Source organism: Frankia sp. R43 (assembly GCF_001306465.1).
Lineage (GTDB): Bacteria > Actinomycetota > Actinomycetes > Frankiales > Frankiaceae > Parafrankia > Parafrankia irregularis.
Genome location: NZ_LFCW01000008.1, coordinates 88,067 through 103,990, shown reverse-complemented (window position 1 = coordinate 103,990; position 15,924 = coordinate 88,067). Strand labels below are relative to the sequence as shown.

Sequence of the window (15,924 nt, the reverse complement as noted above, 5' to 3'; positions counted from 1 at the left end):
GACGGGATGGCAGCGATGGCCGAGAAGGCGGCGCGGAAGTACGACTCTCCGCTGCGGCAAGGGCAGGCCGAACGCACGCGCGGGGTGATCCTCGATGCGCTGAGTGAACTGCTGCGCACGCACCACTGGGACGACGTGACGACCAAGCTGCTGGCCGGACAGGCTGGTGTCGCCCAACAGACGATCTACCGCCACTTTCCGGACCGCGAGGCGCTCATCGCCGCGTTGCGGGCCCGCACACAGAACCCTCACCCCTACTCCGGCCCGCCCGCCAGCCTGGAGGAGTGGGCCAGCCGGCTTGAGGTCGGATTCCGGGACGCGGATCAGCACTTTCTGGCCGAGGTCACGGCAAACACCCTTTTCAACGCGGATACTCGCCGCTTCGCGCACCGACCGGAGGCGCGTTCGACGTTGTTCTCCGCCGCTGTTGAAGGGAGCTTCCCCGAACTCGGCGAGGACGACCTCCGTCGGGCCGCGGCCCTGATGCGCATCCTCGGTTCGACCCAGACCTGGCTGCGCATGCGAGAGGAGTTCGGGCTGGACGGATCGGCGTCCGGTCAACTGGTCAAGTGGGCGATCAACGTGTTGGTTCGCGAGATCAAGGCAGGGAACCTGCCGCCTCGCGAGAGGCCTGCGGAGTCGACCCAGGACGCCGAGTGACACCCGGACGTTGACCTGCGACGCCGGCTGACGGTCCTGCCGGACACCCCTCCCTGTCGCCTCTATTCATGTTGACAGGTCGGCAGGTGCCTCTCTATTCTTTGGAGAGGCGACGGTAGGTGCTCCCTATGTGAGAGGGGGCGATAAAGCCCGTGTGCCGATCCTGATGAATCAGCTGGTCGGCAGGTTCGTCCACCAGTCGACGCGGAATCCGTGACAACGATGAGGGAGATGGGCGTGACGTCGAGCCCTGCAGCTGTCCGCATTTTCGATGCCGACAACCACTATTACGAACCGTTCGAGGCGGTGGCCGAGCGCCTCGACTCGGAGACCCGCAAGCGTGTGATCGACTGTGCGATCGTGGACGGTAAGAAGCGCCACGTTGTCGCGGGGAAGGTCGACTTCCAGATCGTCAACCCAAGTTTCGACCCGGTCGCCAAGCCAGGCGCGCTGTGGGAGTGGTTCCGGGGTAACCCGCGCGGTCTTCCGGCCCAAGCGTACCTCGAGGACCGCGAGCCGATCCCCGCGTACTACCACCACCCGGATGTTCGGGTGACGTTGATGGACGAGCAGGGCATCGACCAGGTCTGGCTTTTCCCGACCTCGGCCGTCCTGTACGAGGAGCCGCTCTCGCACGACCCTGGCGCGGTGGCCATCTTCGCCAAGGCCTTCAACGAATGGCTGCTCGAGGCGTGGAGCTTCAACTATCAGAACCGGATCTTCTCGGCTCCGTACGTCAGCCTCGCGGTAGTCGAAGAGGCCGTCAAGACCGTCCACTGGGCGGCCGAGAACGGCGCCACCACGCTGGTCATGCCGCCTCGCGCCGCCCGGACGGCGGATGGGTTCCGCCGTCCCGCCGACTCCGAGTTCGACCCGTTCTGGGCGGCCCTGTCCGAAACCGGGCTGACGCTGATCATCCATGCCGGCAACAGTGGCTACTCCTACAACGGGTACGCCGATACCCGCGTCGCGTCCTCCCACGGCGACCAGTCCCGCTTCGCCTCGGACATCCAGATCTGGCGCGCGCTGCAGCAGGACCGGCCGATCTTCGACATGATGGTGTCATTCATGTACGACCGGCTGTTCGAGCGCTTCCCGAACGTGCGCGTCGCCTCGGTCGAGAACGGTTGCAAGTTTCTCCCGGACCTGTTCAGCAAGGCCCAGGTGATGAAGAACAAGCTGCCGGGCAGCTTCAAGGAAGACCCGGTCGAATTGTTCAAGAGGAACGTGTGGGTCAACCCATTCTGGGAGGACGAGCTGACACAGCTGGTCGACCTCGTCGGTGCCGACCGTGTGCTGTTCGGCTCGGACTGGCCGCATGTCGAGGGCCTTCCGAACCCGGCGGACTACCTCGTCGAGACCAAGGATCTGGACGAGGCAGCCCGCGTGGCCGTCATGGGCGGAAACGCGCGGAACCTGAACACGCCGCGTCCTGCCTGACGGCAGCAACCGGTGACTACGCAGGGGACAGCGCGCACCGCCATCGTCGGCGTCGGACACTCGGCCGTTCACCGCCGCGACGAGGTGAGCCTCGGTCTGCTCACGCTGGATGCGTGCCGCGCCGCCATCGCTGACGCCGGCTTGCAGCCATCCGATATCGACGGCGTCGTCGTCGACCCGGTCCAGCCCTTTGACGGGGCGGGTCGGGTCGACGGCATAAACCTGATCACGCCGCAGTTCGTGATCTCGGCGCTGGGTCTGGACGTCACTTGGCATGCCGCACCGGAATGGACGAGCACCCTGGGCGCGGTGATCGAGGCCTCCAACGCCGCAGCCGCGGGCAACTGCGGAGCGGTGCTGGCGATCCGTGCTTTGCACAATCCCAGCGGTCGGTACGGGCAGGCCGCCCCCGAGTTCGCCGAGGACGGGTTTCAGTACACCGCTCCCTACGGTGTCGATGCACCCGGCCGCTTCGCGCAACTGTGGACGCGGTACATGCACGACTACGGGACGCGCCGAGAGCAGATGGCGCCGTACGTCGTGCAAGCGCGACACAACGGGCTGCTCTGGGAACACGGGTACTGGACACAACATAACCCCGTACTGCTCACCGAGACGGACTACCTGTCTAGCCGGATGATCAGTGACCCGATCTGCGTGCTGGACTGCGACATCCCGGTCCAGGCAGCTGCGGCGTTCGTGATCACGCCGGCCGAGCGCGCGCCGGACGGTCCGCACCAGCCAGCCTATCTTCGCGGTTGGGCCGTCCCGCGCCGCGCGGCCGGCGCCGCGCACATCATGACCCTGGACGAAGTCCGCGAAGCATCCACACTGTTCGCCGAGCACCTTTACAAGAACGCCGGCATCGGCCCGGACGAGGTTGACGTGGCCAACCTGTACGACGGTTTCAGCATCTTCGTTCCGCTCTGGCTGGAGACCCTCGGATTTTGCAAGGAGGGCGAGGGCTTCGACTTCATGACGCCGGACCGAATTGGGCTGGGCGGCGCCCTCCCTGTCAACACCTCCGGCGGCAACCTCGGGGCCGGTCGGACGCACGGCGTCGCACAGGTGATGGACAGCGTGCTCCAGGTGATGGGCAGGTCAGGTCCCCGACAGGTCGCGGGCGCAGAAGTCGTCCTCGCAACGGCGGGCGGATTCCCGGGCAGCGGCCGTGGAGTCGTGCTCACGGCTGAGCCCTGAGCAGGCCCGGCGAAGGAGAAATGTCATGACGATGGGCGACACGGAACCGACGCCGCGCAAGCCGATCCCGGTACCCGATATCTTGTCGCAGCCGTTCTGGGACAGCGCCGATCGCGGACAGTTGGCCATCCAGCGCTGCGCCGATTGCGAGCGCTACTTCCACCCGCCGGTCCCGCTGTGTTTCCGGTGTGGCTCGGTGGCCTTGCGGTACGCGCAGGTCAGCGGACGGGGCCGTGTCTACACCTTCACGGTGACCCGCCAGGCACGTAACCCCGCGTTCGCCCGCCTGGAGCCTTACGTGGTGGCATGGGTCGAACTCGAGGAGCAGGACAACATTCGACTGATCTGCAACATGCCGTCGGATGATCTCGGTCGAGTAAGCATCGGGGCCGCGGTCGAGGTGTACTTCGAGCCAAACGGAATGGGCAGGAAACTGCCGCAATTTCGACTGGTGTCCGAGGTGCTCAGCGGTGGAGGTAGCTGCGCATGACGGTGACGGCTGCGTACTTAGGGATCCGCAGGGCCCACTCCAGATCGGGCAGATCGACCTCCTCGCCCCTGATCCCGGAGAACTGCTCGTTGTGCGATAGGGGTCTTCGCTGACTGGCCCGCCAGCCACGGCTCCACCTGCACTCCACCCCGTCCTCGGCGTCATGGATGAACCTGGTCGAGCGCTGGTTCGCTGAGCTGACGACCCGCGACGCTACGCCGCCCGGCGCACCGCTCCGTCGTCGCGCGGGAGAAAGACATCCGCATGTGGATCAACGCGCGGAACAAGGATCCCAAGCCGTTCACCTGGACCAGGACCGCCGACGAGACCCTCGTAGCCCTATGCCAGCGCATCAACGACTCAGGACACTAGGAGGACGTGTGACTACCGTAGGCTCAGCCTTGACAGGCACGCAGCCGGGTTCCCTGGAAGCCGAGCTGGAGCGGCTGTTAGCGGTGGAGAGCTTCGGGCCGCCGGCGGAGTTCACCCGCAGGCGCCCGGTCGAGGCCGACGCTGCGGCCGCCACCGCCGACCCGGTGGCGTTCTGGGCCACCAAGGCACGCGAGCTGCTGACCTGGGAAAAGCCGTTCACGTCGGTCCTGAACGACGCGAACCCTCCATTTTACAAGTGGTTCGAAGACGGCGAGCTGAACCTGTCGGCCAACTGCCTCGACCGGCATGTCGCCGCGGGTAAGGGCGACCGGGTCGCATACCACTGGGCCGGCGAGGAGGGTGAACGGCGCGCCGTGACCTATACCGAGCTGCTCGATGAGACCCAGCGGCTGGCCAACGGCCTCGTTTCGCTGGGCGTCGGGCGGGGCGACGTTGTCGGCATCTTCCTACCGATGATCCCGCAGGTCGCCGCCGCGATGCTCGCCTGCGCACGGATCGGCGCGGTGCACAACGTCGTCTTCGGCGGCTTCGCGCTGTCCGCGGTCCGGGAGCGGATGGAGGTCTCCGACGCGAAGGTCCTCATCACCGTCGATGGCGCGCGCCGCAAGGGCCGCACCTCGCCGGTGAAGGCCGCGGTCGACGGCGAGATGGGAGACCTGAAGAGCCTCGAGCACATCGTTGTCATCGAGGCGGTCGGCGCCGCAGGTCTTGGCGGCGAGCGGGCACCGATGACAGCCGGCCGGGACGTCTGGTACGAGACGCTGCTCGCTGCGGCCGACCCTGTGTGCCCGCCCGAGCCGATGCCCGCCGAGGCACCGCTGTTCATCCTGTACAGCTCCGGCTCGACGGCCAAGCCCAAGGGCATCCTGCACACGACCGCCGGCTACCTGGTCGGTACAACCTACACATACCAGACGGCGTTCGACGTGGACCCGGAAACAGACGTCTACTGGTGCTCCGCCGACATCGGCTGGATCACCGGCCACTCATACAGCGTCTACGGCCCGCTGTCCGCCGGGGCGACCTCGGTGATGTACGAGGGCGCGCCGGACTACCCGGACTTCGATATTTGGTGGCGCCTCATCGAGGAGTTCAGAGTCACCATCTTCTACACCGCACCGACGGCGATCCGGGCCTGCATGAAGTGGGGCCCGCAGTACCCGGACCAGCACGACCTGTCCTCGCTGCGGCTGCTCGGCACCGCGGGCGAACCGATCAACCCCAAGGCCTGGCTCTGGTACCACACGGTTATAGGCCAGAAGCGCTGCCCGATCGTCGACACCTGGTGGCAGACCGAGACAGGTGCGATCATGATCGCACCCCTGCCCGGCGTGACCGCAACCAAGCCGGGCTCGGCCACGAAGCCCCTGCCCGGCTACAGCCCAGCGCTGGTGACCGAGGATGGCGAGCCGATGGGCGAGGGCGTCGGTGTCCTGGTGGTCACCCAGCCTTGGCCTTCGATGTTGCGCACCCTCTACAAGGACGACGACCGCTTCGTCCAGACGTACTTCTCCCGGTTTGGCCCGACGACCTATCTGGTCGGCGACGCCGCCCGGGTCGATGCTGACGGCAACTTCTGGATCATCGGCCGGATCGACGACGTCATCAACGTCTCCGGCCACCGGCTGTCGACCGCCGAGGTCGAATCGGCGATCGTCGCGCACGAGGCGGTGGCCGAGGCGGCGGTCGTCGCCCAGCCCGACGAGCAGACCGGCCAGGCCATCGTCGCCTTCGTCACGCTCGTGGGCGACCGGGTCGGGGACGACGAGATGGTCGTCGAGCTGCGTGACCATGTAGCGGCCCGGATCGGCAAGCTCGCCCGGCCACGACGGATCATCTGGGCCGACGACCTCCCTAAGACTCGCTCCGGCAAGATCATGCGCCGGCTACTCCGGGACATCGCGGAGGGCCGTGCGCTCGGTGACATCACCACCCTGCGGGACCCCGCGGTGATGACGGCGCTTGCGTCGAAGATTGCCGACGCCGGGCCGGACGACCAGCAGCCTAACGAGCCGCCGGCCGACACGGCCCCGGACACCGAGGTTTAGGAAACCGGAACACCCCATTCTGCCGCGACCGCCTCGCGCGGCCGAATGAACCTCAACCGTGCCGCGGCCGCGCGAACATCACCGCCGATTGTGACCCCCGCGTCAGAACACCGCCCGAGGCAGCGCCATGAGCTCACAGAGACCCCTGCATTGCCGATGACGCGGGTCGATGTTGTAGATCTTGAGGGCGACGAAGCGTTGCAGCCAGCGGATGACCCCACGGGGGGTGTTGCCCTCCTCGAGTCGTCGTCGCTGGTAGGCGCGAGTGCGGGGGTGCAGCGCGTCCAGGGTGATGACAACGAGGTGGAGGCGGCGTTGGCCTAGCGGTTGAGGCGGTGATGGTTGATCTTGCCGGATGCGCCTCGATCGGGCTGGCGGCGAGGGAGGCGCCGCTGGCCAGCCGTAGCGGGTTGTCGCCTGCGGCGATGAGGAGGGCTGCGGCGGTATCTGGTCCCACATTGACGCGGGTGAGAAGGGCGGGTGTGTGACGGGTGAGCAGGTTCAGCTGTCGATCGAGGTCATTGACCTCGACGGTGAGCTGCAGAATCCGGGTGGCCAGCCGGCGGAGCGTGTAGCGCGCGGTGGTGGGGTGTCGAGCGGCGCGCCGTCGTCCAAGACGCGCATCGGCCGATGAGGGGCTCGGGGCCCAGTCCTGTGAGGTATCCACGCAGGGCCGGGTCGCCGTGGACCGGTACGGCCTTGAGTCGGTTGACGGCCTGGGTTCGGACTTTGACCACGGAGGGCTTGGCCAGCCCACACATGCGGGCCATCTCGGCTGGTCCATCGCCGGTTCTCGCGGTCGCGGTGGCCCGGCCGGTGAGGACGGCACTGGCGGCCGCTTCGGCATCGAGGCGTCGGTCTTGCCGCGGCGTCGGCGTACGGCGGGGGCGGGTCGGTTGGCCTCGGAGACGGCGATACCAGCGGTAACCAGATGGCGGGTCAGGGCGGCGCCGCAGGAACTGGTGCCCTCGGCACCGGCCCGGTGGAAGTTTCCGTGTTCGCACGCCCAGAGGAGCGGGTGCGCATAGCCGTCGGCGGTGGTCGGGAAGGTCGCGCTGCCAGCAGCGCACCGACCGGGGTGAGGACCGCGGCGACCCGGTGTGAGGATCGCGGCGACGTGCAGGTCCTTGTGGGTGTCGACCACGAGAACGAACTGCAAGTACCAGAAGACCGCCAGGAACCGGAATCCCGCGAGGTCCGACGTCGTCGATGCATCACCTGATCACGGCCGCCTAGGCAGGACGAACGCCGGCCCCTAGCCGGATTTAGCGGAGCCCCCGCGGTCGGGGAGGGCTACAGGTGCATCCAGGATTGGTGGACCACGCACCTTCCGGGTCCAGCGCGCTTCGCTGCGTACATGGCGATGTCAGAGGCGTTGAGTAGCCGGTCGGGGTCGGCGAGATCGGCGTGGGAGACTGCCACTCCCGCGCTGGCGGAGACGCGGACGGTCGCCACGGTGAGCTCCGCCGGTTCCTTGATCACATCGAGGAATCGGCGCGCGAGTCGTTCGACGTCCTCTGCGGACTCGACACGCTCGCAGATCACGACGAACTCGTCACCGGCGAGGCGGCCGACTACGTCGTCGGGGCGCACCGTCGCGCGCAGCCGTTGCGCTATTTCTCGGAGGAGCTGGTCGCCTGCCCTGTGGCCGTAGGTGTCGTTGATGGTCTTGAAATTGTCGAGATCGATGAAGACAACTCCGATTCGGTGCTGTGTAAGGTCGCGGGCGAGCCGGTCAACGAGCCATGAGCGATTCGGTAGGCCGGTGACAGCGTCGTGGGTGGAGCGATAGCGGACCTCTCGTTCCGCGGCGAATCGTATGGCCGCCGAGCCCAGCACACTCGCGGCGGCGGTGAGGAACTCCTCGTCCCGATCGGTGAATGGTTCCGCGTCCGGGTCGGGGCGATGCGCTGCGACCAGAGCGGAATAGTCGCCTGGTCTGCCGACCGGCGCAGCAAGCGTTCGCCGGCCCGGTGGCAGTGGGAAAGCGGAGCCCATCGCCCCGCCGGCGCGGGTCAGGGTGGACAGCGCGCTCTCGACAACAATGCCTGGCACGGGTGGGCCGGCGCTGGCAGTGGGCTCAATGCCGTGGTCGGTCGTAGCGGTCTCGTTCAGCTCATGGAAAATCGCCCCGGCATCGAGCTGGTCGGCTAGTACGTCGACGGAGCGCTGCCAGAGATCGAGCGGGTCGAGCGTGACGAGGGCCAAATCTGCGAGGTTTGCGAGCCGGTCCTGGCTGGCGCGGGCTAGCTCCCGGTCGGTGACATCGGTGCTGAGTATAGAGATCATCGGGATCTCGCCGGTTGAGTCGGTGATGGGAACGACGTGCAGATCGAGATAATAGCGGCCGTATGCCCGCACGACCCTTGAGCAGGTCTCACCCCGGAAGGCGCGTTTAAGCATCGACAGCCTTCCCCGGGAATCCGAGAAACGCTCGAAGAGCGACGTCGTCTCGGTACCGAAATTTTCCCCCTCGGTTTTCAGTAATGTTTCCTGGGGCTGCGGGAAACGGTCGAAAATGGACATCGTCTCGGCGTCGATACTGTCCTCGGTTTCCTGCAATGAGCGTCCGCGGGTACTGAACCTGATACGGCCCGAGCGGTCGAGCAGGCTTAGCGTGATAGGACTGTTGTCTAGGGCGAGTCGCACGGCGGTGGTGATCTTGTCGTCGCCGGGTGGCTCCTCGATCCGGCTGACCAGGTAAGGCTCGTCATTTCCGAACTGGCTCGTGAGCTCGTTTGTGAGCGTGGAGGTGACCCACACATGGGCGAACTCGCCGTTGGGCCGGCAGAACCTCATGAGGAACGGCGGGAACCGCTCGCCGGAACCGGGGAGCCCGCGACGGATAACCCGGCGTTCATAGCTGGTGAACAGCTCGTAGTCTGGCCGGGACACTAAACGGAGCCAGGAGTGACCGACGATCTCGTCCGGCTCGCGACCCAGGATCTCGCACGCTTTTGCGCTGACGGACCGGACGATTCTGCTACGGGCCCCCGTAATGATGATCCCGATCCGCAGCTCGTCGATCAGGGCCGCTTTGAGGTCCACAGCCATCTTTGGGTCCGCCGTTCTGTTCAGTCTCCGCCTGTGTCAGTCTTCGCCCTCGCTCCTGCTGATCTCATGTCCTCATCGCACACGTGGAAGCCTCCCAAGCGGCCTCTACCCGCCGAGATGGGTCCAACACGCGTCCGCCGCATCGGCCTATGCTCCAGGGAGGCCGAACGCCCATACACGCACCAGGCTAACCATCCACGCGGAACACGAACCCGGCATCTACCTCACGCCGCATCTCCCACCGCAGGACTTTTTCAAGATTGGAATGACTCGACGGTCGTAAGCCGAAATTGAACATTTCGCCGGCTTTGGCGCCTTTGCGGTAAGTGGGTCGGGTGTATGGCTCGCCTGTGGCGAGGACTCGCCCGAGGTCCTGGCGGGTGGCGGGATGCCGGATTTTCGAGCCGGCGGGCCGTCCGGGGCCTGGTCGTGATGGTTCGGTGCACGGGGCTAGGGCCTGTTTTGGAAGTGGGTTGAGCTGGTCGGCGGGTTAGCGGCTGGTCATCCAGGCTGTGAGGTCGCCGGCGATGGCCGCGGGGTTGGTCGTGTGGGTCTTGTTGTGTTCACCGGTGCGGTGGTCGTGGCGTTCGACTTCGTAGGTGAGGGAGTCGAGCAGGACGGCGGAGGTGAACCAGGGCGGGTCGTCGGTGTCGGGCTGGATCACGACGAAGGTGTTGCCGGCCAGGTCCAGGGACGCGATCAGCCTGGTCAGGACCCGTGCGGAAGGGTCATCGACATGGTCGCCGTTCTCGCTGTCGGCGCAGTAGTGTTCGGCGGCCACGGCCCTGCCCTTCTGTTCCGCTGGCGGTTGCGGGTTCAGCATGACAGTCCGGTCCCGGCCGCCGGACGGAGCCATTCGCCGATCACGGCGAGGTGGAGGGTGGCCTCGTAGCGGACCGCGAGTTTGTCGAACCTGGTCGCTACGGCCCGGTGGCGTTTGAGCCGGTTGATCCCGCACTCGACGGCGTGGCGGGCCTTGTAGTCCTCCCGGTCGAACCGGGGTGGGCGTCCACCGGCGGAGCCGCGTCGTTTCCGGTTCGCGATCTGGTCGGCGGGCTCGGGGATCGTCGCGGCGATCCCGTGACGGCGTAGCCAGGTCCGGTTCGCGCGGGAGGAGTAGGCCTTGTCCGCGCGGACCCGCACGGGCCGGGTCCGGGGACGTCCCCGACCTGGGCGTGGTACCCGGATCCGGTCGAGGACGACGGTGAACTGGGGGCTGTCCCCGCGTTGCCCGGCGGTGACCAGCACCGATAGGGGTTTCTGTCCTTGTTCGACCACCAGGTGGATCTTGGTGGTCAGTCCGCCGCGGGACCGGCCGAGCCCGTGGTCGGCCGGTTCGACGGTCACGCCGCCGGGTGGTTCCTTCTGGGTGTCGCCGTCGCGGCGGGCGCCGGCGGCGTGCTGGTGGGCGCGGCAGACCGTGGAGTCGACGTTGACCTCCCAGACGATCAGACCGGCCGCGTCCGCGCGGGTCTGTAACCGGGTCACGATCCGCGCCCAGACGCCTTCCCGTTGCCAGCGGCGGAACAGGCCGTAGACCGTCTGCCAGGGCCCGTACCGGACGGGGAGATCCCGCCATGGTGCGCCTGTCCGGACCCGCCATCGGATCCCGTCGATCAGCCTGCGCTGATACCTCGCTGGACGTCCCCGTCCCGCCACCGGAAGCAACGGCTCCAGCGCTGCCCACTGCTCATCCGAAAGATCCCCACGACCCACAGCGGATCATCACCACGGTGAAGATCCGCCACGAACCGGGGTTCCAAAACAGGCCCTAGCGGTGAGGTTGTGGTGCGGATGTTCGAACCCGCGGCGGACCCTGGCGAGGGTGAGTCTCCTGGCGGCAGGGGTTTGTCCCACGGGCAGCGCAACTCGGCGACCAAGGACCGAGCCAGCCGGAGTTGGGTGTGGGCGGCGATGACGATCTAGGTTGAGCGGTCGGCAGTTTCGGGGGCGCGCAGCTCAGATGCGGTCCAACAGCCAGATCGGTTTCGGTTCGCCGCCTTTGGGCAGGTGGTTCGTCGGGGACCAGATCACGTGCATCCGATGATCGGCAGCACTCTCTTGTGGGTCGAGCCAAGCCGCTCGCAGTGTCAGCCGTGGGTGCAGCTGATCCTAGGGTTGCGCGGTCGCGGCCCATATGGCCTGCGGTTCAAGGAGCTCATCGGCGTCACGCCGAAGCGGCCTGCACCTACGGACGAGAATGACCAACCCGGACTGCTGTTCGACTGGTTGACCAGCGGTGACGTCCCGTTCGACGAGAACGGCGAGGTGAGGGTGTCGCAGACGTCCCACGACTGCACCCGGTCGGATCGGGGTGACACTCGTCGGCCGCCACGTCTTCGACATCACGGATGGCTGGGACCCCGAGGCGCCGTTTCACTTCGTCGGCGGCGTCGAGGCAGCCGTTGCCAGGGCACAGGAGCTTGCGGGCGACCGCGTGGTCGAGGTCGCTGCCGGTGAGGTCGGTGGCCAGGTGCTTGCCGCGGGTCTGGTCGACGAGGTGCGCATGGACGTCGTACCCGTCGTGTTCGGGTCCGGCAAGCGCTACTTCGGGTCGGTCCACGCGCAGCACCTGCTGGAGGATCCTGACGTGATGATCCAGGGCAACCGGGTACTTCACCCGCGCTATCGGGTGCGCTGTTGACCGATCTGAGCAGTTACGCGAAGAATTCTGCTGCGGACCGTCACACGGGACCGGGCCTCCGGCTGCTTCTATGCAGGCCGGAGGCCGTTTCTCGATCGGTGTGAAGTCGTGGCCAGACGGGGGCACAAAACGATGTTAAACGCCAAGCTCGAGTGGACCTGACCAGCACTCCTCATTTAGTCCTCATTTCCCGTAGTCGATAATCATCTACGGGCGACACCGGCAACCACCCGCCCGCGCGAAGATCAGATGCAGGAGGAGAACAAACACAATTCTCCAGCTCTGCATCGTCGTATCACCCCGGGTTACGGGACGTGCCGACTTCTGGTGCCCAAAGGGTATTCGCCGCGCTGTGTCGGGTCCTGCGCGTCGTGTCACTCCGTGTCCTGGGAGACACGGCTCAGTTGAGTCGGCTCCCACAGAAATTGGTGTTCACTACCTCCATGCCGGTACCGGTCGAGTTCACCTGGATGAACGAGTAGCATTCCTCGGCCTTGCCAAAGTCCGCCTCAAAATCAATCTTGTTGAGGAGGCCTCCGGCATCGTAGTCCTTCACCGCGCGCAGGCCATCAATGAAGCCCTGCCGCGTCGGGCAGGCTCCGGCCTCCTGCAAACCGCGAACAAAGATGTCCCCGATGAGATAGCCCAGCAGCGCCAAGGTCTGGCCCGAGTCCCGGGACTCAGGCGCGTAGGCGGACATGGCTTTGCGGTAGGCCGTGTTGGCCGGTGACTCTACCTCCAGCGGGAGGTAGTTGGTGACCGTCGTCATTCCGGCAAGCTGGGAGCCATACTGCGCGAGCAGGTCCTGGCTGGGGGCCTCGCTGCTACTGACGATGACCTTGATGTTCAGTCCTCGCTGGCGAACGGCCGAGACGATCTTGGCTAGCCCCTTCACGTCGAGGCTTCCGATGATCGTGTCGATGCCATTCGTTCTGATAAGCCGGATGGCCTCCTCGACCTGGGTAGCCGATGGATCGTTGTCACCGGCCACCATCGCGGCAGGTATCCCGAGAGCGCTGAGGCTGATATTGAACTGGTTGGCGAGCGGTGTCGAAAGCGTCGCGTCTAGGCCGTTATAGAAGATCAGTGCGCGGGTTCCGCCGCGCTCCTTAACGAACTTGCCGAAGGTATCCACGGCGCCGTCGGGGAAATTGTAGGCGAAGGTGAACATGTTGCGGTACTTGGCCCACACCTTCTCGGACGCAAGGCCCACGACCGGGATCTCGGCCTTCGCCAGATAGTCGGCTCCGCCGGACGCCACTATGCTGCCTTCGAGAATACCGAAGACCTTGGCCTGCTCAACCAACTCGCGGCTGACCGATAGATTCACCGAGGCTCTGGCCTCGTCGCTGCGCAGTGTATAGATGAGGTGGCGCCCGTTTATGCCGCCGGCAGCATTTGCTGCCCCAAATCGTGCATCAATCCCGGAGCGAAACGCAGTGAAAATATTGGACGTGACGCCGGAGTCAGGATATATGAGGCCGACGTTCACTTGATTTCTGGTCACGCCGGGGGTGGTGCAGTCCGCTCCGGCGGTCGACATCGTACCTTCCCGGCAGCCCGATAGCACCATCACGCCGAAAAGGGCGATAGCACAGCACGCCGCCAAATACTTGATCTTCACTATTGATCATCTCCCGAGGTCGATATGGACCCGCATTAGATATCGTCCTTGCCGGTCCGCGAAAGACCTCCATGCCGAAACCACTGCAAATTGAGTGTGTTTCGCCGTCAGCTTGGTGGAAAGCCGGCTCTGATCGGCCGGACCTTACCTAACTAGCGGCCAGTCGCGGTCGGGATACGTTGGTGTTGTTCTTCCATTGCTCCTTGGGGTTCCGGTGACCGCTTTCGCCGCTGACTCAGAGGGCGATTGCCACGGCCGTCGCAGCCCCGGAGAGAGAAGATCGATCTGGCAGGGTAGATACGGGCCTTAGGCGGCCAGAGTGGGCTGCATCCGCCATGGATGGCGTGGGCGCCAGGTAGTCGTCGCTCCGCGGCTACCCAAGGGCAACTGAGGTCGGCGGCGTGCAGAAAGGCATCCTACGGGTATGCGGCAGCGTACATGAGCTGCGGCTGGGTGGAACCCCGCCTGGCCTGGTGCCCACCCCACACGTTTCTCCGCTCGTCGCCGCGCTGGTCTCAGCAGGGGGCGAGCGCGGTGACCGGGAGCTACTCCTGACCCATGCTGCGAGCCCACGGTGGGCCACCTCCGTCCCGCACCCGGTGCTCGGCGACCAGTACATCGGAGGCCTGCGAACATCCGTAGTGCGGCCGGTGCTCTACCTGTCCTTCAGACTCGACGACGAGGGGATGCCGGAAGGTCCGCGTTGGAGGCTGTGCCCTCTGCTTGTTGCGCTCGTTGGCCGTGACCGTCGTCCTTGCCGCCTCGAGTAGCAGCTCGGATCCATCAAGGGTGCGGTTGATCGAGCGTGCAGCCGGCTTGGCGTGTTGGGCGGTTACCAGCACCCGCTCGCGCTCTCTGGCGGCAGTCAGGATTCGCGCGATGGGGGACAGCGTCTTTCTCTGGATGTGACCACCGCCCCGGGCCGCCTGCCAGTTGGTCGGGCACTCCCTGTGGTAAGCGGACTGCCACCGTGGTCCGGCAGGTGACCGCGGAAGCGGGATGTATAGGGATCGGGCATGGGCCGGCGCCTGGTGGAGGAGACAAGGCCTATATTTCGGCGCTAAGTGCCGTCAAAGTCCCGCGCCGGGGCGCCGGCGGAACGCAGGCAGGCTGCAGCACGAGGAGGCACCATGCGCAGGCCCAGCACCCAGGTCGAGGCTGAGCAGGTCGGCACCACCGGCCCCGCCGCCCCCACCGGCCCCGCCGCGCAGATCCACCACGGCACCGAGGCACCGCTGGTCGAGGACACCCTGATCGAGGAGGTCTCGATCGACGGGATGTGCGGTGTCTACTGACACCCTCACGGACCGCACCCTCAAGGACCGCGCCATCGAGGACCAGACCCTCGACGCGGCCTGGGAGCTGTCCCGGTCCGTTGCGCTGCGCCCCGAGTCGTTCGGGGCGCTCGCGTACCACTTCGGCAACCGCCGTCTGATCTTCCTGAAGCGCAGGGAGCTGGTCGAGGTGGTGCGAGGCCTGGGCGACGCGCCCGACGCCCGCACCGCTCTGCGCCGAGCCGGTGTCCCCGCCGAGCAGTGGCCGTCGTTCGCGGCCGCGCTGCGCGGGCTGGCCAACGCCGACGTGATCCGTCCTCGACAGCCAGCAGCAGAACAGCCAGAGGGAGAACAGGGAGAACCCAGATGGCCATGCCACTGGTGGCGCGGTTCGAATGTGGTCTACATTCAAGCAAGAGCAAGAAGGTGGATCATGGGTAACACTTGGATCGAATCAGTCACCGAAGCGCACTGCTGGCCGGTTCGGAAGCCGGTGTGACCTACCGCGACAACACCGGCGCGTTCGACGAGCTCGGTTTCGCCCCGCACGTGGCCGGGCTGAAGGAAAAGCGTGAGCTGGCGACGACCGTCCTCGGCCAGGAGATCTCGCTGCCGGTCATCATCTCCCCGACCGGTGTCCAGGCCGTCCACCCCGACGGGGAGGTCGCCGTCGCCCGGGCCGCCGCGGCCCGCGGCACCGCGATGGGCCTGAGCTCGTTCGCCAGCAAGCCGCTGTCGGAAGTCGTCGCCGCCAACCCGCGCACGTTCTTCCAGATCTACTGGATGGGCACCCGGGAGTCGATGGTCCGCCGGCTCGAACGTGCCCGCGAGGGCGGCGTGGTAGGCCTCATCGGACTCACGCGACTCCTGCACAGCGGCGGCGTCCAGCTGACCGAAGTCAATCGGCCAGACCATGCCGCGGGCCGTAGCCAGGGCAAGACCGACAGTGTCGATGCCGAGGCAGCCGCGCGCCGTTCTGGCAGGCAGGGCGCTGGTTGTGCCGAGGAGCGCCGACGGCCCGGTCGAAGGGATACGCGTGCTGCGCGTGGCGAAGGTGTCCGCGGTGAAGACCCTGATGAGGCAGGCCACGACCCGAC

General features: G+C 66.3%; 11 protein-coding genes and 4 pseudogenes. 11 read left to right on the top strand and 4 right to left on the bottom strand.

The annotated features are described in order from the left end of the window. Positions 1-15 precede the first annotated feature (15 nt). From ACG83_RS30540 to ACG83_RS45570, 7 genes and pseudogenes are all read left to right on the top strand, one after another. Positions 16-660, top strand: a complete 645-nt coding sequence (locus tag ACG83_RS30540) for a TetR/AcrR family transcriptional regulator (RefSeq protein ID WP_161934812.1) — start codon at positions 16-18, stop codon at positions 658-660. Positions 661-891: 231 nt separating this feature from the next. After that, positions 892-2,100: an amidohydrolase family protein gene (locus ACG83_RS30535; RefSeq protein ID WP_054569721.1), complete on the top strand. Its 1,209-nt coding sequence runs from the start codon at positions 892-894 to the stop codon at positions 2,098-2,100. A gap of 12 nt (positions 2,101-2,112) precedes the next feature. Then, positions 2,113-3,300 (top strand): thiolase family protein, encoded by a 1,188-nt coding sequence (locus tag ACG83_RS30530; RefSeq protein ID WP_054569720.1) that lies wholly within the window; start codon positions 2,113-2,115, stop codon positions 3,298-3,300. 25 nt (positions 3,301-3,325) lie between these two features. Next, positions 3,326-3,790, top strand: coding sequence for a Zn-ribbon domain-containing OB-fold protein (locus ACG83_RS30525; protein WP_054569719.1), 465 nt, complete (start codon positions 3,326-3,328; stop codon positions 3,788-3,790). A gap of 113 nt (positions 3,791-3,903) precedes the next feature. After that, positions 3,904-4,162 (top strand): annotated as a pseudogene (locus tag ACG83_RS47105) (IS630 family transposase); the annotation flags it as partial. Continuing rightward, positions 4,132-6,231 carry an acetate--CoA ligase gene (gene acs / locus ACG83_RS30520; RefSeq protein WP_083473710.1) on the top strand — a complete coding sequence of 700 codons (2,100 nt, stop codon included), beginning with the start codon at positions 4,132-4,134 and terminating at the stop codon, positions 6,229-6,231. The pseudogene ACG83_RS47105 and the gene acs, both read left to right, overlap by 31 nt. A gap of 484 nt (positions 6,232-6,715) precedes the next feature. Further along, entirely contained in the window at positions 6,716-6,865 is a 150-nt protein-coding gene (locus ACG83_RS45570) for a hypothetical protein (RefSeq protein WP_161934811.1), read from the top strand. A gap of 659 nt (positions 6,866-7,524) precedes the next feature. Here ACG83_RS45570 and ACG83_RS30515 read toward each other — a convergent pair. The 3 genes from ACG83_RS30515 to ACG83_RS30505 form a co-directional block, all read right to left on the bottom strand. After that, positions 7,525-9,285: a diguanylate cyclase domain-containing protein gene (locus ACG83_RS30515; protein WP_235498294.1), complete on the bottom strand. Its 1,761-nt coding sequence runs from the start codon at positions 9,283-9,285 to the stop codon at positions 7,525-7,527. A 490-nt stretch (positions 9,286-9,775) separates the two neighbouring features. Continuing rightward, positions 9,776-10,066: a hypothetical protein gene (locus ACG83_RS30510; RefSeq protein WP_083473123.1), complete on the bottom strand. Its 291-nt coding sequence runs from the start codon at positions 10,064-10,066 to the stop codon at positions 9,776-9,778. Between the two features lie 35 nt (positions 10,067-10,101). Further along, complete coding sequence (locus tag ACG83_RS30505) at positions 10,102-11,001, bottom strand: IS5 family transposase (RefSeq protein WP_054565812.1); 900 nt, start codon at positions 10,999-11,001, stop codon at positions 10,102-10,104. 426 nt (positions 11,002-11,427) lie between these two features. Here ACG83_RS30505 and ACG83_RS30500 point away from each other — a divergent pair. Then, positions 11,428-11,929: pseudogene (locus tag ACG83_RS30500) on the top strand (dihydrofolate reductase family protein). Positions 11,930-12,329: 400 nt separating this feature from the next. Here ACG83_RS30500 and ACG83_RS30495 read toward each other — a convergent pair. Continuing rightward, positions 12,330-13,553 carry an ABC transporter substrate-binding protein gene (locus tag ACG83_RS30495; RefSeq protein ID WP_083473709.1) on the bottom strand — a complete coding sequence of 408 codons (1,224 nt, stop codon included), beginning with the start codon at positions 13,551-13,553 and terminating at the stop codon, positions 12,330-12,332. A gap of 1,130 nt (positions 13,554-14,683) precedes the next feature. On the opposite strand from ACG83_RS30495, the gene mftA reads away from it, so the two are divergent. The 3 genes and pseudogenes from mftA to ACG83_RS48120 all read left to right on the top strand — a co-directional run. After that, positions 14,684-14,848, top strand: coding sequence for a mycofactocin precursor MftA (gene mftA / locus ACG83_RS46225; RefSeq protein ID WP_063793256.1), 165 nt, complete (start codon positions 14,684-14,686; stop codon positions 14,846-14,848). Positions 14,849-14,882: 34 nt separating this feature from the next. After that, positions 14,883-15,164, top strand: a pseudogene (gene mftB, locus ACG83_RS30490) (mycofactocin biosynthesis chaperone MftB); the annotation flags it as partial. Between the two features lie 128 nt (positions 15,165-15,292). Continuing rightward, positions 15,293-15,679 (top strand): annotated as a pseudogene (locus tag ACG83_RS48120) (alpha-hydroxy-acid oxidizing protein); the annotation flags it as partial. Positions 15,680-15,924: the final 245 nt, after the last annotated feature.

Excerpts from the sequence above, each read along its gene's own strand:
- ACG83_RS30525 (WP_054569719.1), top strand. The coding sequence starts at position 3,326 with ATGACGATGGGCGACACGGAACCGACGCCGCGCAAGCCGATCCCGGTA.
- ACG83_RS30535 (WP_054569721.1), top strand. The coding sequence starts at position 892 with ATGGGCGTGACGTCGAGCCCTGCAGCTGTCCGCATTTTCGATGCCGAC.
- ACG83_RS30540 (WP_161934812.1), top strand. The coding sequence starts at position 16 with ATGGCCGAGAAGGCGGCGCGGAAGTACGACTCTCCGCTGCGGCAAGGG.
- acs (WP_083473710.1), top strand. The coding sequence starts at position 4,132 with ATGCCAGCGCATCAACGACTCAGGACACTAGGAGGACGTGTGACTACC.
- mftA (WP_063793256.1), top strand. The coding sequence starts at position 14,684 with ATGCGCAGGCCCAGCACCCAGGTCGAGGCTGAGCAGGTCGGCACCACC.
- ACG83_RS30515 (WP_235498294.1), bottom strand. The coding sequence starts at position 9,285 with ATGGCTGTGGACCTCAAAGCGGCCCTGATCGACGAGCTGCGGATCGGG.